Genomic DNA, 22,416 nt, shown 5'->3' with positions numbered 1-22,416 from the left:
CGACCGGCGCACGGGCGACGGTCAGCGCCGCGGCTCCCGGCCGCCAACCACGCGCACGGCGAACACGGGGTCCTTGGCCAGGGCGCGGAAGGCGGCCAGGCCCGCCTTCGTCCGGGTCGGCCGGGAGTCGCGGGAGCGCTGGTCGGCGGGGGTGTCGAAGTAGACCATCGCCCGGATCCGCGGGAACCGCGGAAGCTGGCTGGCCACGCTGCGGAAGAACCGCTCGTGGTGGGCCGCGTTGCGCTCGGCGTGCCACACGCCCCATTCGGCGACCATCAGCGGCTTGCGGGGGTGCCGGCCGGCCGCCCAGGTGTAGAAGCCGGGCCAGGCGTACCGGCGGGACCGGCGGTTGACCAGCTCGGCGAAGTCGCCGTGGCCGTAGCCGGGTTCGCCGTACGCGTAGGTGTCGAAGCCGACCCAGTCGACCACGTCGTCGCCGGGGTACAGGTCGTCGAACCACGGCTGGCTGGTCAGCTTCGGGTACGCCAGGTGCACGACGACGCTGACCAGGTTGGCCACGCCCCGGGACCGGAGCCGGCGGACGACGTGCCGGTACATCGCCGCGTAGTCGGCGGCGGTGTGCCCCGAGCCCCTGCGGGGCCGGACGTCGTCCTCCGGTTCGTGGTGGACGGTGAAGAAGAACGGCGCCCGGTGGGTCCGGCGCAGGTGGGCGGCGAGGCGGTCGAGGTACGGGTCGCGCGCGCCGTCGGCGATGGCGGCCCAGGTGGCGCCGGTGGGCTTCCAGTTCAGGAACAGGACTCGGGGACGGCCCGGCTCGGTGGCGAGGCGGCGCTCGGCCGGGGTCGGGAAGAGGGCGCCCTGGCCGCGGTGGTACGCGTGGTAGATCGCCTGGGTCCGGCCCGTCGCGCGCTCGAAGGACGCGAGCGCCGTGGCGCCGCGCGCGGCGGTGAGCGCGCCGGGCGCCACTCCCCACAGGACGCCGCAGGTCGGCACGAGGCGCGGGCCGACCCGGCAGTCGGCGGGCCGGGCGCCGGGGCGGGGACCGGCGCCCGGCGCGGGCGCCTGGCCGATGCCGTCCTGGCCGGGCGCGCCGGTGGCCGGCCCGGCGGGGCTGGCCGGGGCCAGCGGCCGGCCGGCCTGGCGGGTGGGCTGCGGGCGGACGGCGTACCAGCCGGCCGCGGCGATGAGGGTCACCGTGACGGCGGCCGCCGCGACGCCGGTGCGCCACGGGATCGCGGACACCCGGCGGGACAGTTGTCGACCGGCGGGGCGCAGGCGCATCGGGATCCTCTCGCGCTGAACAAGAATATCGCCACAAAGTGGTTGAAAAGACTATAAACCTGTACAAGAGTCCAGCAACGGCGCAGGCACCTCGACCCCGCCCACGCCTCCTGACAGACTGGGCCGGTCGGTAGCGCCAACCGACGCCCGGGGGCGCCGAGGAGAGGCTCACGATGGGGAACGCACCGCTGCCCGAGAACGTCCTGCGCGACGCGCCCACCCACACGCCCCGCCCCCCCGAACTGGCCGACCTCGCACTCCTGCTGACCGGCGCCTACGCCCCGCTGACCGGGTTCCTCGGGCGGGCCGACCTCGACGCTGTCGCCCGCCGCGGGACGCTCGCCGACGGCACCCCGTGGCCCGTACCGGTGACCCTCGAACTGCCGGCGACCCTGACCGCCCACCTCGACGACACCCGGCGCACCGTCATCCTCACCGACCCCGAGGGCGCGCCCGTGGCGGCGCTGGCGGTGACCGACGTGTGGCCCGTGGCGCCCGGCGTGAGCGGCGTCGGCGGCACCGTCCGCCGGATCGGCGACGGGGACCACCGGCCGTTCCACCGGCTGCGGCGCACCCCGGCGCAGGTGCGCGCCGCGCTGCCGCTGGGCCGGGTGCTCGGCGTCCTGGCCGACCGGCCCCTGCACCGCCCGCAGCTCGCGCAGATCTCGCACGCCGCCCGGACCCTGTCGGCCCACGTGCTGGTGATGGTCCCGGCCGACGAGCCCGGGCCGGACGGCCTGGCCCCCGAGGTCCTCGTGCGCGCGGTCCTCGCCGCCGGGGACCGGCTGCCCGGCGCCACGGTCGTCGCGGTGCCGCTGAGCCGGCGGGGCGACGAGATCCGCACGGCCCTGCTGCGGGCGAAGGTGGCCGAGGCGTACGGCGTCACGCACCTGCTCTCGACCGGCGAGGCGATGATCTCCGGGGGCGGGCCGCGGGTCCTGGTCCCCCGCGAGCTGGCCTACGACAAGCGGGACGGCCAGTGGCGCTCGCAGGAGGACATCCCGCCGGGCGCCCGGCGGCAGGCCCTGCGGCCGGCGGAGATCGACGACACCCTGGAGCGCGGCTTCCCGCTGCCGGAGTGGCACACCCCGCCGGCCGTCGCCCGGGAGCTGGGGCGCGCCCGGCCGGCCCGCCGGCACCGCGGCCTGGTGCTGTTCCTCACCGGCCTGTCCGGCTCCGGCAAGTCGACCGTGGCCCGCGCGGTCGCCGACAGCCTGCGGGAGAGCGGGCAGCGGACGGTCACGCTGCTGGACGGCGACGTCGTGCGGCGCGAACTGTCCGCCGGCCTGGGCTTCGGCAAGGAGGACCGGGACACCAACATCCGCCGCATCGGCTGGGTCGCGGCCGAGGTGGCCCGGCACCGCGGGCTGGCGATCTGCTGCCCGATCGCGCCGTACGCGGCGGGGCGGGCGGGTGCCCGGCGGATGGCGGTCGAGGCCGGCGCCGGCTTCGTCCTGGTCTGGGTGGCCACGCCGCTGGAGGTGTGCGAGCGCCGGGACCGCAAGGGGATGTACGCCCGTGCCCGCGCGGGCCAACTTCCCCACTTCACAGGGATTGACGACCCGTACGAGGAGCCCGGTGACGCGGACGTGGTGCTCGACACGACCGGCCTGACGGTCGACGAGGCGGCCCAGACGCTGCTGGAGCACCTGATCGAGACCGGCTGGGTAGAACCCGCCTGAGGCGTCGTAGCGACACCCCGCGTTCACCCGGAAGCGGATCTCCCTCATATCCGCAAGGATGAAGCGGACAAATTAATAACTAACGGTGGTAAAGGGACGTTAGTTTCGAGGAAGCTGCCCGCCCGCCGCTGCCGCGCGGCGTCGCGGTCGATCCCGACCTCGGCCGTACGACGGGTACCCACCGAGCACGAAGGGGCCCGTATGCCCGCCTCCGCACCGGCACCCGCCACCGTGCCCGACTACATGGGACTGCTGCGCCGCCGCGGCTGGCTGGTCCTGCTGCTGACCTGCGCCGGGGTGCTCGGCGCCGACCTCGTCGCCCGCTCGGTCCCGGCCACGTACGCCGCCACCACCTCGGTCCTCGTCCAGCCTGCCGGCCAGGACGCCAATGTGGTCGGTGGCCGGACCAAGGACGCCATCAACCTGGACACCGAGGCGCAGGTGGTGCGCTCCGACGCGGTCGCCGTCGCGGCGACCGCGCTGCTCGGCGGTACCGTCGCCGCCGACCGGCTGGTGCCGGCCATCGCCGTCGAGGTGCCCGCCAACACCACCGTCCTGCGGATCACCGTCAGCGGGCCGACGCCGCAGCAGGCCCAGGCGCGCTCGCGCGCCATCGCCGCCGCGTACCTGACCAACCGGGAGGCCACCGCCCGCGCCGTGCTCGGCGGCCAGGGGCGCGCCTTCGGCGCCCGGCTGCACCAGCTCAACGTCGCGCTCAACCGGGTCAACCGGCGGCTGGCCGTCGTGCTCACCGGCGTCGGCCGGCCGCAGTTGGAGAGTCAGCGGCAGAGCCTGGTCAGCCAGATCAACGACCTCGCCGAGAAGAGCAACCAGCTCACCACCGCGACCGTCCGGGTCGGGCGGGTGATCAGCGACGCCGCGCTGCCGGGCCGGCCCACCGCGCCCGACCGGATGCTGTACCTGGCCTCGGGCGCCATGGCCGGCCTGCTCCTGGGCGCCGCGCTGGCCTTCGTCCGGGAGCGCTTCAGCCGGCGCATCCGGCGGCCTGGCGACCTGCTGCGCCGCAGCCCGCTCCCGCTGCTGGCGGTCCTGGACCGGCGCGCCGCCCCGGGCGGGATCCTGCCGCCGCAGGGTGCCGGCGCGCGCACCTTCCACCGGCTGCGCAACGAGGTCGTCGCCGGGCTCGACCCCGCCGCCCGCCTGATCGTGGTCACCAGCACCGTCGACGGCCGCGCCGGCGTCCTAGTCGCCGCGAACCTGGCCGCCGCGTTCGCCCGCAGCGGCGACGAGGTGGTGCTCGTCGCCGCCCACCAGGCCGCCAGCCGGGAGCTGACGGCGCTGCTCGGGCTGTCCGAGGGCCCCGGGATCGACGCGCTGGCCGCGGGCAAGGCGAGCCTGGCCGAGGCCGCCCGCGACTGCCCCGGCATCCCCGGCCTGCGGATCGTCACCGCGCCGGCCGGCAACGCCGACGCGCCGGCCGCGGCCACGCTGCGCGACGGGCTCGCCGCGGTCCGGGCCGGCGGCGGCTACGTCGTCGTCGCCGCGCCGTCGACCGCGGCCGGGGCGGAGGCGCAGGGCCTCGGCAGCCACGCCGACGCGGCGATCATCGCGGTACCCCTGCGGGTCACCCGGCACGCCCAGCTCGCCGACGCCGAGGAGCAGTTGCACCGCGTCGGCGTACCGCTGCTCGGGGCGGTGGTGCTGCCCCGGTCGGCGCGCCGCGCGCCCGCGCCGGCCCGGCCGGCCGGCGGCCCCCCGGCGCCGCGGCCGGCCGACGACGACGCGCCGGTCGCCGCCGCCGGCCGGCGATGACGCTGTCCGCGCCGGCCCCCGGCGCGGCCCCGCCGCCGACCCGCCGGCCCGTGGCGGTCCGGCGCCCGGCCCGGCGCGGGGCGCCCGCCCCGCTCCCGGCCTGGCCGGTCGTGGGACCGCTCGCGCTGCTGCCCCTGTGGTGGGCGCTGGGCCTGGGCGTCCTGGTCTTCTCGCTGGCCGCGGTCCCCATGCTGTACCTGCTGGTCCGCGCCCACCGCAGCGGCCGGGTCCTGCGCACCCCGCCGGGGTTCGGCCTCTGGCTGGTGTTCCTCGCGGCCGTCGTGCTCGGCGTGGCCATGCTGGACAGCGACCCCGCCGGCACCCTGCCCGGCGACTTCGCCGACCGGATGGTCGGCGCCGGCTTCCGGATCAGCCAGTACGGCGTCGCCACGGTGATCCTGCTGTACGCCGGCAACCTCACCGAGGCCGAACTGGCCCCGCGGCGGCTCGTCCGGCTGCTCGCCTGGCTGTTCGCCGTCACCGTCGCGGGCGGGTTCCTCGGGATGCTGGCCGGCGGGTTCGCGTTCACCTCCCCCGTCGAGCTGCTGCTGCCGGCGGGGGTGCGCGCGGACGCGTTCGTGCAGTCGCTGGTGCACCCGTACGCGGCGCAGATCATGGACCTGGTCGGCGGCGCGGCGCCGCGGCCCGCCGCGCCGTGGGGGTACACCAACACCTGGGGGCACAACTTCTGCCTGCTCGTCGGCTGGTTCGTCGCCGCCGCGTGGGGGTACCTGCGGCGGCCCGCCGCGCGGGTGTGCGCCGTCGCCGTCCTCGCCGCGAGCCTCGCCCCGGTGGTCGTCTCGCTCAACCGCGGCCTGTGGGTCGGGCTGGCGGCCGCCGCCGGGTACACCGCCCTGCGGCTGGCGCTGCGCGGCCGGCTCGGTGCCTTAGCCGCGCTGGGCGTCGCCGCGGCGCTGACCGCCGGGGTCGTCGCCAGCACCCCGCTCGGCCAGGTGGTCGAGGCCCGGCTGGACAACGGCAAGTCCAACGGGGTCCGCGGCTACCTCGCCGCCCGCGCCGTCGCCGGGGTGCTGGCCGCGCCGGCCGTCGGCTACGGCTCCACCCGCACCACCCTCGGCGGGCGCAACTCCATCGCCGTCGGCGAGAGCGCCGACTGCGCCCGCTGCGGCAACTTCACCATCGGCGGCACCGGCCAGCTCTGGCAGCTCCTGTACGCGCACGGGCTGGTCGGCACGGCCGGCTACCTCGGCTTCCTCGGCTACGGGCTGTGGCGGTTCCGCCGCGACCACTCCGCGGTCGGGCTGGCCGGCAGCGCCGCGCTGGTCGGCGCCCTGGTGGCCAGCCTCTGGTACAACGCGCTGGTCACGCCGCTGGTGTTCACGTTTCTCGGCTACGCGCTGCTCTGGCGCCGACACCTGCGAGGGGTACCCGCGTGAGTCCACTGTCCACCGCGCCGGCCGCGCTGACGGCCGGCGACCGCGAACGCCGCGCCGCCTACCTGGAGGAGGTCCTCGGGGTGCTCTACCCCGACACCCGGGCCACCGCCCGGGGCGGGGCGGGCGCCGTCGCCGCGTACGCGCTGGTGCCGCACGCCCGGCGTCCCGTACTGCTGGTGCCGCTGGCCTCCCGCCGGATCGCCGCCGCGGCCGTGCGCCGGTACGCCGAGCCCGGCTCGACGCTGGCCCGGCTGAAGCGGGAGGCCGTCGTCGCCGCCCTGCGCACCGGGGCCGACACGGTCCTGCTGCCCGACCGGCTCACGGTCACCGGCGACCCGGCCACCACGATCGACGGGTACCTGCGCGGCGCGCTGGGCACCGACCTGCACCTGAGCGTCCACCTCGGACCGGCCCGGGCCAACCGCAAGCCGGTCCTGCAACTGCTCACCCCGGCCGGCGACACCGTCGCCTACGCCAAGCTCGGGACCGGGCCGCTGACCCGCGCGCTGGTCCGGGACGAGGCAGCGGCGCTGACGGCGCTGTCCCGCGCCCCGCTGGCCGGGCTGCGGGTCCCCCGGGTGCTGCACCACGGCGTGTGGAACGGCCACGAGGTGCTCGTCCAGTCCGCGCTGCCGGTGTGGCTGCCGCGGGCGCCGCTGGCCGCGGGCCGGCTGGCCGCCGCGATGCGGGAGCTGGCCCACGCCGGCCCGGTGACCGCCGGGCCGCTGGGCGCCAGCGCCTACTGGCGCGAGCTGCGCGGCCGGCTCGCGCCGCTGGCCGGTACCGCCGACGGCCGGGCGCTCACCGACGCCGCCGCCGCCCTCGCGGCGCGGCACGCCGACCGGACCCTGCGCTACGGGGGTTGGCACGGCGACTGGGCGCCGTGGAACATGGCCAGCCTCGCCGACACCCTGCTCGTCTGGGACTGGGAGCGGTACCGCACCGGCGTCCCGGTCGGCTTCGACGCCGTGCACCACGCGCTCCAGGAGCGCGTCGCGGCGACCACCGACGCCGCCGCCGCGCTGCGCCGCACCCTCGACCGGGTGGACGCGCTGCTGGCGCCGTTCGACGTACCGCCGCCGGACCGGGAGCCCACCGCCCTGCTGTACCTGGTGGACCTCGCCGCGCGGTACCTCGCCGACCGGCAGGCCGAGGCCGGGGCGCGCCTGGGCGTACTCGGGACCTGGCTGCTGCCCGTGCTCGTGGACCGGGTGGCCGGCCGATGAGGATCACCGGCGCCCGCGTCCCGGCCCCGGTCAAGCGGGTCGCGCACGCCGGCTGGCGGACGTACGGGCGGCTGACGGCCGGGGACCGGATGCTGCCCTCGTTCCTCATCTGCGGCGGGCAGCGGTGCGGCACGACCTCGCTGTACCGGGCGCTCGCCGCCCACCCCGCCGTCCTCAAGGCGGTCCTGCACAAGGGCGTGCACTACTTCGACGTCGGCTACGACCGAGGGCCCGGCTGGTACCGCGGCCACTTCCCGTCCCAGCGCGCCGCCGCCCGCGTCGAGGCCGCCACCGGCGTGCCGGCGCAGACGTTCGAGTCCAGCCCGTACTACATGTACCACCCGCTGGCCGCCCGCCGGATCGCCGCGAGTCTGCCCCGGGTCCGGCTGCTCGTGCTCGTCCGCGACCCGGTCGAGCGCGCCTACTCCCAGCACGCCCACGAGGTCGCCCGCGGCTTCGAGACGCTGGAGTCGTTCCCCGACGCCCTCGCCGCCGAGCCCGCCCGGCTGGCCGGCGAGGAGGAGCGGCTGGCCACCGACCCGTCGCACTACAGCTTCAGCCACCAGCACCACGCGTACGTCAGCCGCGGCGAGTACGCGCCCCGGCTGGCCCGGCTCGCCGACGTGCTCGGCCGGGACCGGATCCACGTCGTGGAGAGCGAGCGCTTCTTCGCCACGCCGGAGAAGGTGTACGACGAGGTGCTCGGGTTCCTGGGCCTGCCCGCCCTGGGCCACCCGCCGTTCGCCCGGCACAACGCCCGGCCCCGGCCCGCGCCGATGGACCCCGGCCTGCGCGCGGCGCTGTGGGACTACTACGCGCCGTACGACGCGCACCTGGCGCAGTGGCTCGGGCGGCCGCCCATCTGGCGCCTGCGGTGACCAACCCGGCCGCCGCCGAGACCGCCGCCGTCGCGCGGGGCGGGGCGGCCAACCTGCTCGGCGGCGCCCTCGGCGCCGCGTGCGCCGTCGGGGTCACCTGGCTGGTCGCCCGCGGCCTGGGCCCGGCCGCGGCCGGCGGCTTCTTCGCCGCCACCGCCGCCTTCACCCTGGCCGGCGGCGTCGCCCGGCTCGGCACGGTGACCAGCCTGGTGTACTGGCCGGCCCGGCTGCGCGCCGCCGGCCGGCCGGCCCTGCTGGGCGCCTGCCTGCGCACCGGCCTGGCGCCGGTCGCCGCGGCGGCGGCGCTGCTGGCGGTCGCGCTGTGGTGCGGCGCCCCGGCGCTGGCCGCCGTCACCGCCGACGGGCACGACCCCGCCCTCGTCGTCGGCCCGCTGCGCGCGCTCGCCGTCTTCCTGCCCGGCCTCGCCCTGACCGAGGCGCTGCTCGCCGCCACCCGCGGCTACCGGGCGATGCGGCCGACCGTCCTGCTCGAACGGGTCGCCCGCCCCGCCCTGCAACTGGCCGGCGTCGGCGGCCTCGCGCTCGCGGCGCTGGCCCGGCCCGTGCCGGTGTGGGCGTACGCGGTGGCCTGGGCCGGGCCGTACCTGCCGACCGCGCTGGCCGCCGCGCACCAGCTCCGCCGGGTGCACCGGCGGGCGGCCGGCGGCGCGGTCCCGCCGGACCGGCCGGCGCTGCGGCGGCTGCGGCGCGACTTCTGGACCTTCGGCGGCCCGCGCGCGGTCGCCTCGGTCCTGCAGCTCGCGCTCCAGCGCGTGGACGTCCTGCTGGTCGCCGCCCTCGGCGGGCTCGGTACCGCCGCGGCCTACGCCGTGGCCGGCCGGTTCGTCATCGCCGGGCAGCTCGCCAACCAGGGCATCTCGGTCGCGGTCCAGCCGCGGCTGGCCGAGGCGCTCGCCGCGGGCGACCGGCCGCGGGCGCAGGCGCTGTACCGGACGGCGACCGGCTGGCTGGTCTTCACCACCTGGCCGCTGTACCTGCTGGTGGCCGTGTTCGCGCCGGTGTACCTGGGTCTGTTCGGCCCCGCCTACGCCGACGGGGGCGCCGTCGTCGCCGTCCTCGCCGCGGCGATGCTGCTGGCCACCGGCTGCGGGATGGTCGACATGGTCCTGGCCATGGGCGGGCGCACCCGGTGGAACCTGGTGAACGTCGCCGCCGCGCTGCTCGCGCTGCTGCTGGTCGGGACGCTGGCGATTCCCCGGCTGGGGGCGGTCGGGGCGGCGCTCGGGCTGGCCGCGGCCGTGGCTGTCAACAACCTGCTGCCGCTGGCGCAGGTCTGGCGCGAGCTGCGGATCCATCCGTTCGGACCCGGGACGCTGGCCGCGGCCGGCCTGGCGGCGGCGGCCTTCGGCGCGGTGCCCGCCGCGGCCGCCGCGACCCTGGGCCGCGGCCCGGCCGGCCTCGCCGCCGCGCTGCTGGCCGGCGGCGCGGCGTACGCGGCCGGCGGCTGGCTGCTGCGCGGCCCGCTGGGCTGGGCCGCGCTGCGCGCACTGCGACCGCGGCGCCGCCGCGGCCCCACCACCACAGAGGGGAACGAGGATGCCGACCGACTACGCCGAGGTGTTCCAGGACAGGCAGGCGGTGACCAAGTACGCCGAGGTGGTGTACGCGCCGGGTAGCTACGGCGCGATCGTCGGCGCGCGCCAGCGGCGCTACCTGCGCGCGCTCGTCGCCCGCGAGTTCCCGTACCGGCGGCCCGTGCAGCACGACTTCGCCTGCGGTACCGGGCGCGGGGTGCGGATGCTGGCCGGGCTGGTCCGCGGGGCGTTCGGGTACGACACGTCGGCGGCGATGCTGGCGCAGGCGCGCCGCGAGGGCACCGACGCCGACCTGCGGCTGGTCCCCGCCCACGGGCCGGCGCCCCTGCCGGCCGCCGCCGCCGGGCCGGCGCTGGTGACGGCGTTCCGGCTGCTGCTCAACGTGCCCGAGGCCGTCCGCGACCGCGCGGTGGCCTTCGCCGCCGCGGCCCTGCCGCACGCGCACGCCGGCCTGCTCGTCCTGGAGAACCACGGCAACCGCCACTCGCTGCGCCACCTGCGGCACCGCCGCCGCGCGGGCGACCGCTGGTACGCCGAGCTGTCCCACGCCGACGTCGCGGCGCTGCTGGACCGGCACGGCTTCGCGGTGGAGCGGCTGCGCGGCTGCGCGCTGTTCCCGCAGGGCTGGTACGGCCGCCGGTGGCTGCGGGCGCTGGTCCGGCCGGTGGACGCCGTGCTGACCCGGCTGTCGGTCGCCGACCGGTACGCCGCCACCGTCCTCTACGTCGCCCGCCGGACGCGGCCCGCGCCGCCGCCCGCTGTCCCGGTGCCGGCCGGCGAGGTCCTCGACGCCTCCCCACAGCCGGGTCGCGGGCGGGGCGGGCACGCCGGCTGACTAGGAGCGCGGGCGCGGGGCCGGGGCCGGCCGGTAGCGGGTGAGGGTGGCGCGGGCGAGCAGGCCGAGGGCGTACGGGGCGTCGTGGCCGAGGTACCGGCCGGCCAGCCGCCGGGGCTCCGCCGCCAGCCGGTGCGCCCACTCCAGCCCCGAGCGCTGCATCCAGGCCGGCGCCCGGTGCTGGTCGCCGGCCACGAAGTTGATCGCCGCGCCGCAGCCCAGGTACCACGCGCCCGGGCGGCGCCGGCGCAGGACCGAGATCACCGACTCCTGCTTCGGGAAGCCGACGCCGACGCAGACCAGGTCCGGCCGGGCCGCGGCGACGGCCGCGCAGACCGCGTCGAGGGCGGCGGGGTCCTTCTCGAACCCGTACGCCGGACTGTGCGCCCCCGCGATCCGCAGCCCCGGGTGGGCGTGGGCGAGGGTGGCCGCCGCGCGCAGCGCGCCGTCCGGGTCGCCGTCGGTGCCCGCGGTGGCGGGCGCGCCGCCGAGCAGGTACAGCGACCGCCGGTCGTGCGCCAGGCCCGCCGCCAGCGAGCGGACGAGGCTGGACCCGGCCACCCGCTCGGGCAGCGGCGTGCCGGCGAGCCGGCTGGCCCACACCAGCGGCATCCCGTCGGCGACGACCAGGCTCGCGTCGGCCAGGTACCCCCGGACCGCCGGGTCCCGCCGCGCCTGGCGCAGGATGTCGACGTTCGGGGTGATGATGCGGCCGCCGACGCCGCGCCGCAGCGCCGCCCGGACGGCGGACACGACCTCCACTTCCGTGCACGCGTGGAAGCGTCCCGCCCCGACCGCCACCTGCGCGAACGTGTCCTGCTGCGACAAAAACGCCCCCACTACTCTTTTCTGTCGTTGTATAGGCATAACGACTAGAAAAGGGTCAAAGTGGCTTCTGTCCTCTATTTAGGGGGCCTCGGGCGGAGCGGCACCACCCTGCTCGAACGCACCCTCGGCGAACTGCCCGGCGTCGTCGCCCTGGGCGAGGTCGTCCACCTGTGGCAGCGCGACGTCCGCGACAACGAGCGCTGCGGCTGCGGCACGCCGTTCGCCGACTGCGACTTCTGGGCCCGGGTGGGCGCCGAGGCGTTCGACGGCTGGGCGGGGGTGGACGTCGCGCGCGTCCTGCGGCTGCGCGCCGCCGTCGAGCGGACCCGGCACATTCCCGCCCTGGCCCGGCGCCGGCTCGGGGCGCGGCGCCAGGCCGACGTCCTGGCGTACGGCGCCTACTACGCGTCCGTCTACCGCGCGGCCGCCGCCGTCACCGGCGCCCGCGTGGTCGTGGACTCCTCCAAGCACAGCGCGCTGGCCCACTGCCTGCGCTGGATGCGGCCGGGCGCGATCGACCTGCGGGTCGTGCACATGGTCCGCGACCCGCGGGGCGTGGCCCACTCGTGGACCCGGCGCGTCGCCCGGCCGGAGGCCGCCGGGGAGGAGATGACGCGCTACTCCCCCGCCCGCAGCGCGCTGCTGTGGAGCGCGCACAACGCCGCCCTCGGCCTGCTGGCCCGGCGCGGCGTGCCGCTGACGCTGCTGCGGTACGAGGACTTCCTGGCCGACCCCGCGGCCGCCGTGGGGCGCATCGCCGACTTCGCCGGCCTCCCGCTGCGCGACGGGGACCTGGACTTCCTGGAGCCGGACGCCGTCCGGGTGGGCGTCGGCCACAGCGCCGCCGGCAACCCGATGCGTTTCGCCCTCGGACGGGTCGCGCTGCGCGGCGACGAGGCGTGGCGGACCGCGCTGCCGGCGGGGCAGCGCCGCCTGGTCACCGCGCTGAGCGCGCCGCTGCTGCGGCGGTACGGGTACCCGCTGCGGCCGGCCCCCGTCGCGCGACAGGCCCGCCACCGCGCCGACGCCCCACCGGCCCCGCGGCCGGCGGGCGACGCCACCGGTACCGGCCGCGGGGCCGCCGCGGCCGTGCGGGCGGGCCGGTGAGCGACGGCGGCGCCTGGCCCCCGGTCGGCGTCGTCGTGCCGACCCGGGACCGGCCGCTGCTGCTGCGCCGCACCCTGGCGGCGGTCGCCGCGCAGGACTACCCGGGCGCCCTGCGCACCGTAGTGGTGCACGACCGGACCGAGCCCGACCAGCGCGCGGCCGGCCCGGCGGTGCGGGTCCTGGCCAACACCCGCACGCCCGGCCTGGCCGGGGCGCGCAACACCGGCATCCTCGCCCTGGACACCGAACTGGTCGCCTTCTGCGACGACGACGACGTGTGGGCGCCGGACAAGCTGCGCCGGCAGGTCACGCTGCTGCGGCAGCGGCCGGCGGCGGAGTTCGCCACGTGCGCGATCGAGGTCGAGTTCCGGGACGCGGTCACCCCGCGGCTGGCCGGTACCGACCGGGTCACCGTCACCGACCTGGCCCGGTCGCGGATGGCGATGCTGCACGCGTCGACCTTCCTCGTCCGCCGAGACAGCCTGGTGGCCGGCCGCGGCCGCGGCATCGGCCTGGTGGCGGAGGACGCGCCGGGCTCCCAGAACGAGGACTGGGACCTGCTGCTGCGCGCCGCGCGCCGCGGGCCGGTGGCGCATGTGGACGCGCCGCTCGTGCGGGTCCTGTGGGGCCGGACGTCGCAGTTCGCGTACGAGTACGCCACCAAGATCTCGTCACTGGAGTGGATGATCGCGCGCCACCCCGAGATCCGGGCCAGCCGCCCTGGCGCGGCGCGGGTGTACGGGCAGCTCGCCTGCTGGTGCGCGGCGGCCGGGGACCGCCGCGGGGCGTGGCGGTGGACCCGGCGCACCCTGCGGCACAACTGGCGCGAGCCCCGGGCCGCCATCGCGGTCGCCGCCCTGTGCGCCGCGGTACCGGTCGAGAGGGTCCTGGCGGCCCTGCACCGGCGGGGCCACGGCATCTGACCGACACCCGAACCCGGGATTAATGTTTACCTTTGTACCATTTGCTCACTCCAGTGGCCCCCCGGCCGCCCTCCCCGTCGAAAGAAGCCGCTTCCCCATGCTCACGCACGACGCCGGCCCCGACGCCGACCGCTCCCCGCGCCGCGCCCTCCCGCTCGCCGCCCCGATCCTGTTCGCCGTCCCGATCCTGCTCGCGGCCCCGGCACTCCCGCTGTCGGCGGCCCCCGCCGTCGACCCGCCGCCGATCACCCTGACCGAGATCGGCGCCCTGCCGTGGGGCGCGCGCCCCACCGCCGTCGGCGACCTCGACCGCGACGGGCGCGCCGACCTGGTGACCGCCACCGGCGCCAACCGGCTGGACGTCGCCCGCGGCACCGGCGGCGGGGCGTTCGCCGCCGCCACCGCCGTCCCGCTCGGCCGCGGCGCCACCGAGGTCACCCTCGGCGACCTCAACGGCGACGGCGACCTCGACGCCGTGGTGTCGCACCGCGACGAGGCCAGCCTCACCGTCCTCTACGGCGGCGCCGGCGCGGCGCTGGGCGGCCCGGTCACACTCGCCGCGCACGCCGGTACCGGCAACAGCGTCGTCACCGACCTCAACCTCGACGGCCGCCCCGACATCGTCGCGCTGTCCGCGGGCACGGGCGGAATCTCGATCATCCTGGCCACCCCGACCGGTTTCGCCGCCGCCCGGCGGATGTTCATCGGCGCGTTCGGCGACGAGGTCGCCACCGCCGAACTCACCGGCGACAACCGGCCCGACCTCGTGGTGCGCAGCTCCGGCGGCCGGTTCGTGCGCATCCTGCGCGGCGACGGCGCGGGCGACTTCACGCCGGTCGGCGCGCTGGCCATCCAGGCCGGCGGTCCCGAGGGCATGGCACTGGCCGACTTCACCGGCGACGGCCGCACCGACATCGCCGTGGCCGCCATCCACGAGAACGAGGTCAGCGCCCTCGCGGTCCACGCGGGCGCCGGGGACGGCACGTTCGGGCCGGCGCAGGTCGTCAACCGCGGCGAGTTCACCTACGACGTACACGCGGGCGACTTCGACGGCGACGGCAGGGCCGACCTGCTGTACCTCAACAGCGGCTACCCCGATCCGGCCAACGCCGGCATCCGGATCACGTTCGGCACCGGCACCGGCCAGTTCGGCCGGACGCTGGTGCGCGCGGGCGACTACTCCGAGCCGCTGGTGGCCGGCGACCTGACCGGCGACGGCCGGCCGGACGTCCTGCTGCCCTCGCGGGGTAACACGACCGTCGTCCTGCGCAACGGCCCGGCCGGCGGCCCCACGCCGAGCCTGACGCTCACCGGCGGCACCTGCCTGGCCAACGACGGCGCGGTCCTGCGGCTGACGGTCGCCGACGCCGACACCCCGGTCGACCGGCTGACCGTGACGGCCGCCGCCGGCAACTCCGCCCTCATCCCCGCCGCGGGCCTCGCCGTCACCGGCACGGGGGCGCAGCGCGAGGTCGCCATCCGCGCCGCGGCCGGCCGCAAGGGCACCACCACGGTCCAGGTGGGGGTCGGCGACGGCGCCACGAGCATGGTCCTGGGCATCACCGTCCGGGTGGCCGGGGACAACGACGACACCGTCACCGGCGGGGCGGGCTACGACGTGCTGCTCGGCCAGCGCGGCAACGACGTCCTGACCGGCGGCGGGGCCGAGGACGTCCTGTGCGGCGGTACCGGCGACGACCGACTCGACGGCGGGGCGGGCGACGACGCGCTGGGCGGCGGCGTCGGCGGCGACCGGCTCACCGGCGGTCCCGGCGACGACCTGCTGGTCGGCGACACCGGCGACGACCGGCTCGACGGCGGTACCGGCGACGACCTGCTGTCGGCCGGCGAGGGCCGGGACCGGCTCACCGGCGGGCCGGGCCGCGACCGGTTCGACGGCGGCCCCGGGCCGGACACCGCCACCGACCACCGCCCCGCCGAGGGCGACAGCCTGGTGTCCGTCCCCTAGCCTGCCGCGACACACGTCGGGGGCCTCCCGCGCACCGAGCGGTGTCGCGGGAGGCCCCCGGTCGTCATCTCCGGCCCCGCGCGCCCCCGGATCCGGGGCGTCGCGGTCGCGGGGGGGGCGGTCAGGCCGACAGGCGGGCGGCCAGGTTGGTGTCGAGGGCGGCCATGAACTCGTCGGTCGTCAGCCACGGGGCGTCGCGCCCGATCAGCAGCGCGAGGTCCTTGGTCATCTGGCCGCCCTGGACGGTGTCGACGCACACCTGCTCCAGCGCCTCGGCGAAGCCGGTCACCGCGGGGGTGCCGTCGAGCTTGCCCCGGTGCGCCAGGCCGCGGGACCAGGCGAAGATCGAGGCGATCGGGTTCGTCGAGGTCTTCTCGCCCTTCTGCCACTGCCGGTAGTGCCGGGTGACGGTGCCGTGGGCGGCCTCGGCCTCGACGGTCCGGCCGTCCGGGGTCATCAGGACCGAGGTCATCAGGCCGAGCGAGCCGAAGCCCTGCGCCACGGTGTCGGACTGCACGTCGCCGTCGTAGTTCTTGCACGCCCAGACGTAGCCGCCCTCCCACTTCAGCGCGGCGGCGACCATGTCGTCGATCAGCCGGTGCTCGTAGGTGATGCCGGCGGCCTCGAACTGCGCGGCGAACTCCGCCTCGAAGACCTCGGCGAACAGGTCCTTGAACCGGCCGTCGTACGCCTTGAGGATCGTGTTCTTCGTCGACAGGTACACCGGGAAGTTGCGGGCCAGGCCGTAGCGGAACGAGGCGCGGGCGAAGTCCCGGATCGACTCGTCGTAGTTGTACATGCCCATCGCGATGCCGCCGCCGGGGAACTGCGCGACCTGGAACTCCATCGGCGCCGAGCCGTCCTCGGGCTGGAACGTCATGGTCAGCGTGCCCGGCCGGTCGACCACGAAGTCCGTGGCCTTGTACTGGTCGCCGTGGGCGTGCCGGCCGATGACGATCGGCCTGGTCCAGCCCGGCACCAGGCGCGGCACGTTCGCCATGATGATCGGCTCGCGGAAGATCACGCCGCCGAGGATGTTGCGGATGGTGCCGTTCGGCGAGCGCCACATCTTCTTCAGGCCGAACTCCTCGACCCGGGCCTCGTCCGGCGTGATGGTGGCGCACTTGACGCCGACGCCGTGCCGCCTGATCGCGTGCGCCGCGTCGACGGTGGCCTGGTCGTCGGTGGCGTCGCGGTGCTCGATGGAGAGGTCGTGGTACTCCAGCTCCACGTCGAGGTACGGCAGGATGAGCTGCTCCCGGATCTGCTTCCAGATGATCCGCGTCATCTCGTCGCCATCGAGTTCGACGACCGGGTTCTCGACCTTGATCTTCGCCATCCGCCGGCGCTCCCTTCATCCACGTCCTGTAAGCAGTACGAGCGTACTGTCCAGCCGGCGGCGCCGCGCCACGGGCCACCTCCGCCCCCGAGCCTAGGCGGACAATCCCGCTGATACCGGAACTCGCCCTCCGCCGACCCACCCGACCCGGCCCGGCCCGAGGCGCTCGGCTCGCGGGCCGACCGGGAGCACCCGCGCAGACTATCGTCCGGCCTCAGTGGAGCCGCGGGCGCGCCGCCCCGCCCGGTGCGCCCGGCCGGCACCGGGCCAATGCTCAGACATCCGCGGCGCGCGGCCCGGTCCGCGTAGCCGGCTGCCAAGCCACCGGCGCCCGTCTAGGCTCATCTTTGCCGCAATTCGGACACAGATGACGGGGGGCCGCCAGATGAGCGGACAGGTCGTGCACTTCGAGATCCCGGCCGACGACGTCGCGCGGGCGCGCAGCTTCTACGCGGACGTCTTCGGCTGGCAACTGGACACCATGCCGGACATGAACTACACCGTCGCCCGCACCACGCCCACGGACTCCGCCGGGATGCCGATCAGGCCGGGCGCGATCAACGGCGGCATCTTCACCCGCAGCGACCCGGTCCACCACCCGGTCATCACGATCGACGTCGCGGACGTCGACGCGGCGCTCGGCAAGGTCGAGCGGACCGGCGGCAAGACCGTCATGCCCAAGCAGGCCGTGGGCGAGATGGGGTACGTCGGGTACTTCGCCGACCCCGAGGGCAACATCGTCGGCCTCTGGCAGACCGCCACCTGAGCCCGGACGCGCGCAGGGGCCGGGTCCCGCGGACCCGGCCCCTGCCGCTGCGTCACATGTCGGCGACGTCGGCCTGCTTCGCGCGGACGGCCTCGGCGGCCTCCTTCAGCCCGGCCAGCTCCGGCGCCGTCAGGTCGGTCTCCACGACCCGGCGGACGCCGGCCGCGCCGATCTCCGCCTCGACCCCGAGGTAGACGCCCCCGATGCCGTACTCCCCGTCCACCCACGCGCAGACCGGCATGACCGCGCCCGAGTCCTCCGCGACCGCCCGGGCCATCCGGGCCGCGGCGGCCGACGGGGCGTAGAACGCCGACCCCGTCTTCAGCAGCGCCACCACCTCGGCGCCGCCGTTGCGCGTCCGCACCACCAGCTCCTCGACCTTCTCCGCGGGCAGCAGGTCGGCCAGCGGCTTGCCGTCGACCGTGCAGCGCGACGGGACCGGCACCATGGTGTCGCCGTGCGAGCCCAGCGTCAGCGTCCGCACGCTGGACACCGGCACCTTCAGCTCCTCGGCGACGAAGTTGGTGAACCGCGCCGTGTCGAGCATCCCCGCCTGGCCCATGACCCGGTTCTTCGGGAACTGGGTGGCGAGCTGCGCCAGCGCGGTCATCTCGTCCAGCGGGTTGGACACGACGATGACGACGGCGTGCGGCGCGTACTTGGCGACGTTCTCGGCCACGCCACGGACGATCTTGGCGTTGGTCTCCAGCAGGTCCATCCGGCTCATGCCCGGCTTGCGCGGCAGGCCGGCGGTGATGACCACGATGTCGGAGCCCTCGATGACCTCGTACCCGCTGCCGTCGACCCCGGTGGTCCGGCCGACGATCCGGGTCTCGAAGCCCTCGATCGGCCGCGACTGGCACAGGTCCAGCGCCAGGCCCTCGGGCTTGCCGTCGATGATGTCGGTCAGCACGACGGTCTCGAAGACGTCGTACTCGGCGAGGCGCTGCGCGGTGGTCGCCCCGTAGAAACCGGCGCCGACGACGGTGACCTTCTTGCCCATGACGTGACCTCACCTCTGACCAGGAGAATACGGATATCGAACATACGGATATCTGACACAGTGACCCGATGGCTCAGGGGAGAGCTTAGACCGCACCCGGGAGCCGCGGGACCGAGCACCGCGATCGCCGTCAGGGGCGTTCGGCGCGCTCCACGACGTTGGCCAGCAGCATCGCCCGGGTCATCGGCCCCACGCCGCCGGGCACCGGCGCCACGAAGCCGGCCACCTCGCGCACCTCCGGCGCGACGTCGCCGCTGTACACGCCCCTGCCGTCGGCGCCCACGACCCGGGTGATGCCCACGTCCACCACCGCCGCGCCCGGCCGCACCAGGTCGGCGGTGACCAGTCCGGGCACGCCGACCGCCGCGACCACGATGTCCGCGTCGCGGGTGTGCGCGGACAGGTCGCGGGTGCCGGTGTGGCACAGGGTGACCGTCGCGTTCTCGTCGCGCCGGGTCAGCAGCAGCCCCAGCGGGCGGCCGACGGTGGTGCCGCGGCCGATCACCACCACCCGCGCCCCCGCCAGCGGCACGCCGTACGCGCGCAGCAGGTGCACGATCCCGCGCGGCGTGCAGGGCAGCGGCCCCGGGTACCCCAGCACCAGCCGGCCCAGGTTGACGGGGTGCAGCCCGTCGGCGTCCTTGTCCGGGTCGATCGCCTCCAGCACCCGCTGCGTGTCCAGCCCGCGGGGCAGCGGCAACTGCACGATGTAGCCGTGGCAGGCCGGGTCGGCGTTCAGCTCCGCGACGGCGGCGTCCACGTCCGCCTGGGTCGCGGTGGCGGGCAGGTCGCGGCGCAGCGAGGCGATGCCGACCTCGGCGCAGTCGCGGTGCTTGCCGGCCACGTACGCGTGCGACCCCGGGTCGTCGCCGACCAGGACCGTGCCCAGGCCGGGGGTGATGCCCCGCGCGGCGAGCGCCTTCACCCGCTGCCGCAGGTCCTCCTTGACCGCCGCAGCCGTCGCCTTGCCGTCCAGCACCGTCGCCGTCACCGGGAACTCCCTTCGCCGCCGGACCGTACCGGCACGCCGCGGCGAGACCTCCGCCCGGCGCGCCGATTTTTCCATGCCCGCGCCGCGGCCCCGCCACCCGTACCGGCGGTCGGCGGCGTCAGTGGAAGAAGTGCCGGGTACCGGTCAGGTACATCGTCGCGCCGGCCTCCTTCGCGGCGGCGACGACCTCCTCGTCCCGGACCGAGCCGCCCGGCTGCACGACGGCCCGCACCCCGGCGTCGAGGAGGATCCGCAGCCCGTCGGCGAACGGGAAGAACGCGTCCGAGGCGGCCACCGAGCCGTGCGCCCGCTCGCCGGCCCGCGCGACGGCAAGCCGGGCCGAGTCGACCCGGTTGACCTGCCCCATCCCGACCCCGACCGTGGCGCCGCCGCGGGCGAGGACGATGGCGTTGGACTTCACCGACCGGCAGGCCCGCCAGGCGAACGCCAGGTCGGCGAGCAGCGCCGGGCCGGCGGCGTCGCCGCAGGCCAGGCGCCACCGGGCCGGGTCGTCGCCGACCGCGTCGACGCGGTCGGCGGTCTGCATGAGCAGGCCCCCGTCGATCGGGCGGATCTCCACCGGGTCGCGGTGGCCGTCGCCGACCGCGAGGATCCGCAGGTTCTTCCGGGCGCGCAGCAGCGCCAGCGCGTCGTCGTCGTACCCCGGCGCCGCCACGACCTCGGTGAACACCTCGGCGATCTGGGCGGCCATGGCGGCGGTGACGGTGCGGTTGGCCGCGACGATCCCGCCGTACGCCGACACCGGGTCGCACGCGTGGGCCTTGCGGTGGGCGTCGGCGACGTCGGTACCCACGGCGATCCCGCACGGGTTCGCGTGCTTGATGATCGCCACCGCGGGCGCGGCGAAGTCGTGCGCGGCCCGCCACGCGGCGTCGGTGTCGACGTAGTTGTTGTAGGACATCTCCTTGCCGTGTAGCTGGGTGGCGGCGGCCAGGCCGCCGCGCCAGTGCCGGTACAGGGCGGCCCGCTGGTGCGGGTTCTCGCCGTACCGGAGCACGGCCGCCCGCTCCCACGTGCCCGCGGTCCAGGCCGGGAAGCCCCCGTCGTCGCCCGCGACGACGTCGCCGAGCCAGGAGGCGACCGCCACGTCGTACTCGGCGGTGTGCCGGAAGGCGTCCACCGCGAGCGCCTGCCGCTGCGCCAGCGTGAAGCCGCCCCCGCCGAGCGCCGCGACGACGTCGGGGTACCGGTCGGGCGAGACGACGACGGCGACGCTCGCGTGGTTCTTGGCGGCACCGCGGACCATCGACGGACCGCCGATGTCGATCTGCTCGACGCACTCGTCCGGGGCGGCGCCGGAGGCGACGGTGGCCCGGAACGGGTACAGGTTGGCCACCAGCAGGTCGAACGGCGCGATGCCCCGCGCGTCGAGCTGGGCGGCGTGCGCCGCCAGCCGCAGGTCGGCGAGCAGGCCCGCGTGGACCGCCGGGTGCAGGGTCTTGACCCGGCCGTCGAGCATCTCGGGGAACCCGGTGAGCTGCTCCACCGCGGTCACCGGCACCCCGGCGGCGGCGATCGTCGCGGCCGTCGAACCCGTCGAGACGATCTCCACGCCGGCGGCGTGCAGCGCCTGGGCCAGCGCGGTCAGCCCCGTCTTGTCGTACACGCTGACCAGCGCGCGGCGGATCGGACGGCGGGCCTGCGCGGCGTCGCTCATGTGTGTGGTGCCCTTTCCTACGGTGTGGTGACCTTGCGGTCGCGGATCGTCCAGCCGCCCCGGACGAGCCGGCCGACGTACTCGACCAGTTGCGCCCGCTCGGCCACCTTGATGCGCTCGGTGAGCGCGGCCTCGTCGTCGCCGTCGCGGACCTCGACGGCGACCTGGGCGATGATCGGGCCGGTGTCGACCCCGGCGTCGACGAAGAACAGCGTGGCGCCGGCCACCTTCACCCCGTAGGCCAGGGCGTCGCGCGGGCCGTGGATGCCGGGGAAGGCGGGCAGCAGCGCGTTGTGGGTGTTGACGTACCGGTCGCCGAACGCGGCGAGGAAGTCGGGCCCGACGAGCTTGAGGAAGCCCGCCGAGATCACCAGGTCGGGGGTGTGCGCCCGGACCCGCGCGGTCAGCGCGGCGTCCCAGGCGGCCCGGTCCGGGTGGTCGGCGACCTTCTCCACGAACGTGGGAACCCCCGCCGCGGCGGCCCGGTCCAGGCCCGCCGCGGCGTCGCGGTCGGCGCCGACGGCGACCACCCGCGCGCCGTACCCGGGGTCGGCGCAGGCGTCGAGCAGGGCCGCCAGGTTGCTGCCGCCGCCCGAGACGAGGACGACCAGCCGGGCGCCGGGAACGGGCGGCCGGTGCGTGGCGGGGGCGGGGCCGGGGGCGGTCACCCGTGCACCCTACCGCCCGCCCGCGGGGCCGCCCGGAGGTGCCCGCGGGGCGGCCCCGGCGGGCGTTTACCGCACGCCGCGCCGCGCCGCGCCGCTTAGCCGGATTACCGGACCCCGGTCCGCCGCGAGGCGCTACGCTCCCGTCCGGTGGGCCGCCCGCGGCCGACCGTCAGCAGGGCGGGCACCCGCGCCCGCCCAGTCGAACCGCCGCTGCGACCGCCGCGGCGAACGGGAGGAACACGTGACCGCTCCGTACCCGCCGAGCGCTGCCGGCGCCAACGACAAGACCACGCTGTGGGGGGTGCTCGGCATCGTCTTCAGTCTCTGCTGCCCGCTGCTGGGGATCGTCTTCTCGGTGCTGTCCATGATGGAGGCGAAGAAGGTCCAGAAGCAGCCGACCCTGGCGTACGTCGGCTTCGCGGTGGCCGCGGTGGTCATCATCGGCGGCATCATCCTCAACGTCACCGGCGCGATCGCCGGCTTCAACAGCAACTGACCGCAGCCCGTGGTCCCCGGCGCCGCGCGCGTGCCGGGGACGTGCGTCGGCCCTCGCGG

At 76.6% G+C, this 22,416-nt stretch carries 19 protein-coding genes; 12 read left to right on the top strand and 7 right to left on the bottom strand.

Features of this window, described 5'->3' with window-relative positions:
- Window positions 1-21 precede the first annotated feature (21 nt).
- On the bottom strand, window positions 22-1,242 hold the full coding sequence (locus IEY75_RS01905; protein WP_189112379.1) for a glycoside hydrolase family 26 protein: 1,221 nt from the start codon (window positions 1,240-1,242) through the stop codon (window positions 22-24).
- Between the two features lie 173 nt (window positions 1,243-1,415).
- Between IEY75_RS01905 and cysC the strand changes: the two genes are divergently transcribed.
- The 7 genes from cysC (at window position 1,416) to IEY75_RS01870 (ending at window position 10,589) form a co-directional block, all read left to right on the top strand.
- Window positions 1,416-2,924, top strand: a complete 1,509-nt coding sequence (gene cysC, locus IEY75_RS01900; protein WP_189112378.1) for an adenylyl-sulfate kinase — start codon at window positions 1,416-1,418, stop codon at window positions 2,922-2,924.
- A gap of 201 nt (window positions 2,925-3,125) precedes the next feature.
- A complete protein-coding gene (locus tag IEY75_RS01895) occupies window positions 3,126-4,697 on the top strand; it encodes a lipopolysaccharide biosynthesis protein (RefSeq protein ID WP_189112377.1) in 1,572 nt (523 codons plus the stop codon).
- Window positions 4,694-6,094, top strand: a complete 1,401-nt coding sequence (locus IEY75_RS01890; RefSeq protein WP_189112376.1) for an O-antigen ligase family protein — start codon at window positions 4,694-4,696, stop codon at window positions 6,092-6,094. Before IEY75_RS01895 ends, IEY75_RS01890 begins: the two co-directional genes overlap by 4 nt.
- Window positions 6,091-7,320, top strand: a complete 1,230-nt coding sequence (locus IEY75_RS01885; protein ID WP_189112375.1) for a protein kinase family protein — start codon at window positions 6,091-6,093, stop codon at window positions 7,318-7,320. The genes IEY75_RS01890 and IEY75_RS01885 overlap by 4 nt, the downstream gene beginning before the upstream one ends.
- A complete protein-coding gene (locus IEY75_RS01880) occupies window positions 7,317-8,198 on the top strand; it encodes a sulfotransferase domain-containing protein (protein WP_189112374.1) in 882 nt (293 codons plus the stop codon). Before IEY75_RS01885 ends, IEY75_RS01880 begins: the two co-directional genes overlap by 4 nt.
- Window positions 8,195-9,835, top strand: a complete 1,641-nt coding sequence (locus IEY75_RS01875) for a lipopolysaccharide biosynthesis protein (RefSeq protein ID WP_189112373.1) — start codon at window positions 8,195-8,197, stop codon at window positions 9,833-9,835. The genes IEY75_RS01880 and IEY75_RS01875 overlap by 4 nt, the downstream gene beginning before the upstream one ends.
- Window positions 9,756-10,589, top strand: a complete 834-nt coding sequence (locus tag IEY75_RS01870; protein WP_189112372.1) for a class I SAM-dependent methyltransferase — start codon at window positions 9,756-9,758, stop codon at window positions 10,587-10,589. The genes IEY75_RS01875 and IEY75_RS01870 overlap by 80 nt, the downstream gene beginning before the upstream one ends.
- Here the strand turns inward: IEY75_RS01870 and IEY75_RS01865 are convergent, their stop codons facing one another.
- A complete protein-coding gene (locus tag IEY75_RS01865) occupies window positions 10,590-11,417 on the bottom strand; it encodes a WecB/TagA/CpsF family glycosyltransferase (protein WP_229789270.1) in 828 nt (275 codons plus the stop codon). It abuts the gene before it with no gap.
- Between the two features lie 60 nt (window positions 11,418-11,477).
- On the opposite strand from IEY75_RS01865, the gene IEY75_RS01860 reads away from it, so the two are divergent.
- The 3 genes from IEY75_RS01860 (at window position 11,478) to IEY75_RS01850 (ending at window position 15,416) form a co-directional block, all read left to right on the top strand.
- Entirely contained in the window at window positions 11,478-12,524 is a 1,047-nt protein-coding gene (locus IEY75_RS01860) for a sulfotransferase (protein WP_189112370.1), read from the top strand.
- The gene (locus IEY75_RS01855; protein ID WP_189112369.1) at window positions 12,521-13,447 is read left to right on the top strand and encodes a glycosyltransferase; all 927 of its coding nucleotides are present in this window, start codon (window positions 12,521-12,523) and stop codon (window positions 13,445-13,447) included. The genes IEY75_RS01860 and IEY75_RS01855 overlap by 4 nt, the downstream gene beginning before the upstream one ends.
- A gap of 97 nt (window positions 13,448-13,544) precedes the next feature.
- Window positions 13,545-15,416, top strand: coding sequence for an FG-GAP-like repeat-containing protein (locus tag IEY75_RS01850; RefSeq protein WP_189112368.1), 1,872 nt, complete (start codon window positions 13,545-13,547; stop codon window positions 15,414-15,416).
- Between the two features lie 121 nt (window positions 15,417-15,537).
- Here the strand turns inward: IEY75_RS01850 and IEY75_RS01845 are convergent, their stop codons facing one another.
- On the bottom strand, window positions 15,538-16,755 hold the full coding sequence (locus IEY75_RS01845; protein WP_189112367.1) for an NADP-dependent isocitrate dehydrogenase: 1,218 nt from the start codon (window positions 16,753-16,755) through the stop codon (window positions 15,538-15,540).
- A 385-nt stretch (window positions 16,756-17,140) separates the two neighbouring features.
- On the opposite strand from IEY75_RS01845, the gene IEY75_RS01840 reads away from it, so the two are divergent.
- The gene (locus IEY75_RS01840) at window positions 17,141-17,521 is read left to right on the top strand and encodes a VOC family protein (protein ID WP_189112366.1); all 381 of its coding nucleotides are present in this window, start codon (window positions 17,141-17,143) and stop codon (window positions 17,519-17,521) included.
- A gap of 52 nt (window positions 17,522-17,573) precedes the next feature.
- Here IEY75_RS01840 and mdh read toward each other — a convergent pair whose 3' ends face one another.
- The 4 genes from mdh to purN all read right to left on the bottom strand — a co-directional run bounded on the left by mdh (window position 17,574) and on the right by purN (window position 21,861).
- Window positions 17,574-18,524, bottom strand: coding sequence for a malate dehydrogenase (mdh, locus tag IEY75_RS01835; RefSeq protein WP_189112365.1), 951 nt, complete (start codon window positions 18,522-18,524; stop codon window positions 17,574-17,576).
- Window positions 18,525-18,654: 130 nt separating this feature from the next.
- Window positions 18,655-19,515 carry a bifunctional methylenetetrahydrofolate dehydrogenase/methenyltetrahydrofolate cyclohydrolase gene (locus IEY75_RS01830; RefSeq protein ID WP_189112364.1) on the bottom strand — a complete coding sequence of 287 codons (861 nt, stop codon included), beginning with the start codon at window positions 19,513-19,515 and terminating at the stop codon, window positions 18,655-18,657.
- Window positions 19,516-19,633: 118 nt separating this feature from the next.
- Window positions 19,634-21,193 carry a bifunctional phosphoribosylaminoimidazolecarboxamide formyltransferase/IMP cyclohydrolase gene (gene purH / locus IEY75_RS01825; protein WP_189112363.1) on the bottom strand — a complete coding sequence of 520 codons (1,560 nt, stop codon included), beginning with the start codon at window positions 21,191-21,193 and terminating at the stop codon, window positions 19,634-19,636.
- Window positions 21,194-21,210: 17 nt separating this feature from the next.
- A complete protein-coding gene (gene purN, locus IEY75_RS01820; protein ID WP_189112362.1) occupies window positions 21,211-21,861 on the bottom strand; it encodes a phosphoribosylglycinamide formyltransferase in 651 nt (216 codons plus the stop codon).
- A 241-nt stretch (window positions 21,862-22,102) separates the two neighbouring features.
- Here purN and IEY75_RS01815 point away from each other — a divergent pair, with 241 nt between their 5' ends.
- The gene (locus IEY75_RS01815; protein ID WP_189112361.1) at window positions 22,103-22,357 is read left to right on the top strand and encodes a hypothetical protein; all 255 of its coding nucleotides are present in this window, start codon (window positions 22,103-22,105) and stop codon (window positions 22,355-22,357) included.
- Window positions 22,358-22,416: the final 59 nt, after the last annotated feature.

Source organism: Pilimelia terevasa (genome assembly GCF_014647915.1).
GTDB lineage: Bacteria > Actinomycetota > Actinomycetes > Mycobacteriales > Micromonosporaceae > Pilimelia > Pilimelia terevasa.
This window is presented reverse-complemented; position numbering and strand designations above follow the sequence as displayed.

What these genes read in the sequence shown, in the direction of transcription:
- IEY75_RS01905 (WP_189112379.1), bottom strand. Translation starts at nt 1,242, where the DNA reads ATGCGCCTGCGCCCCGCCGGTCGACAACTGTCCCGCCGGGTGTCCGCG.
- cysC (WP_189112378.1), top strand. Translation starts at nt 1,416, where the DNA reads ATGGGGAACGCACCGCTGCCCGAGAACGTCCTGCGCGACGCGCCCACC.
- IEY75_RS01895 (WP_189112377.1), top strand. Translation starts at nt 3,126, where the DNA reads ATGCCCGCCTCCGCACCGGCACCCGCCACCGTGCCCGACTACATGGGA.
- IEY75_RS01890 (WP_189112376.1), top strand. Translation starts at nt 4,694, where the DNA reads ATGACGCTGTCCGCGCCGGCCCCCGGCGCGGCCCCGCCGCCGACCCGC.
- IEY75_RS01880 (WP_189112374.1), top strand. Translation starts at nt 7,317, where the DNA reads ATGAGGATCACCGGCGCCCGCGTCCCGGCCCCGGTCAAGCGGGTCGCG.
- IEY75_RS01870 (WP_189112372.1), top strand. Translation starts at nt 9,756, where the DNA reads ATGCCGACCGACTACGCCGAGGTGTTCCAGGACAGGCAGGCGGTGACC.
- IEY75_RS01850 (WP_189112368.1), top strand. Translation starts at nt 13,545, where the DNA reads ATGCTCACGCACGACGCCGGCCCCGACGCCGACCGCTCCCCGCGCCGC.
- IEY75_RS01845 (WP_189112367.1), bottom strand. Translation starts at nt 16,755, where the DNA reads ATGGCGAAGATCAAGGTCGAGAACCCGGTCGTCGAACTCGATGGCGAC.
- IEY75_RS01840 (WP_189112366.1), top strand. Translation starts at nt 17,141, where the DNA reads ATGAGCGGACAGGTCGTGCACTTCGAGATCCCGGCCGACGACGTCGCG.
- mdh (WP_189112365.1), bottom strand. Translation starts at nt 18,524, where the DNA reads ATGGGCAAGAAGGTCACCGTCGTCGGCGCCGGTTTCTACGGGGCGACC.
- purH (WP_189112363.1), bottom strand. Translation starts at nt 21,193, where the DNA reads ATGAGCGACGCCGCGCAGGCCCGCCGTCCGATCCGCCGCGCGCTGGTC.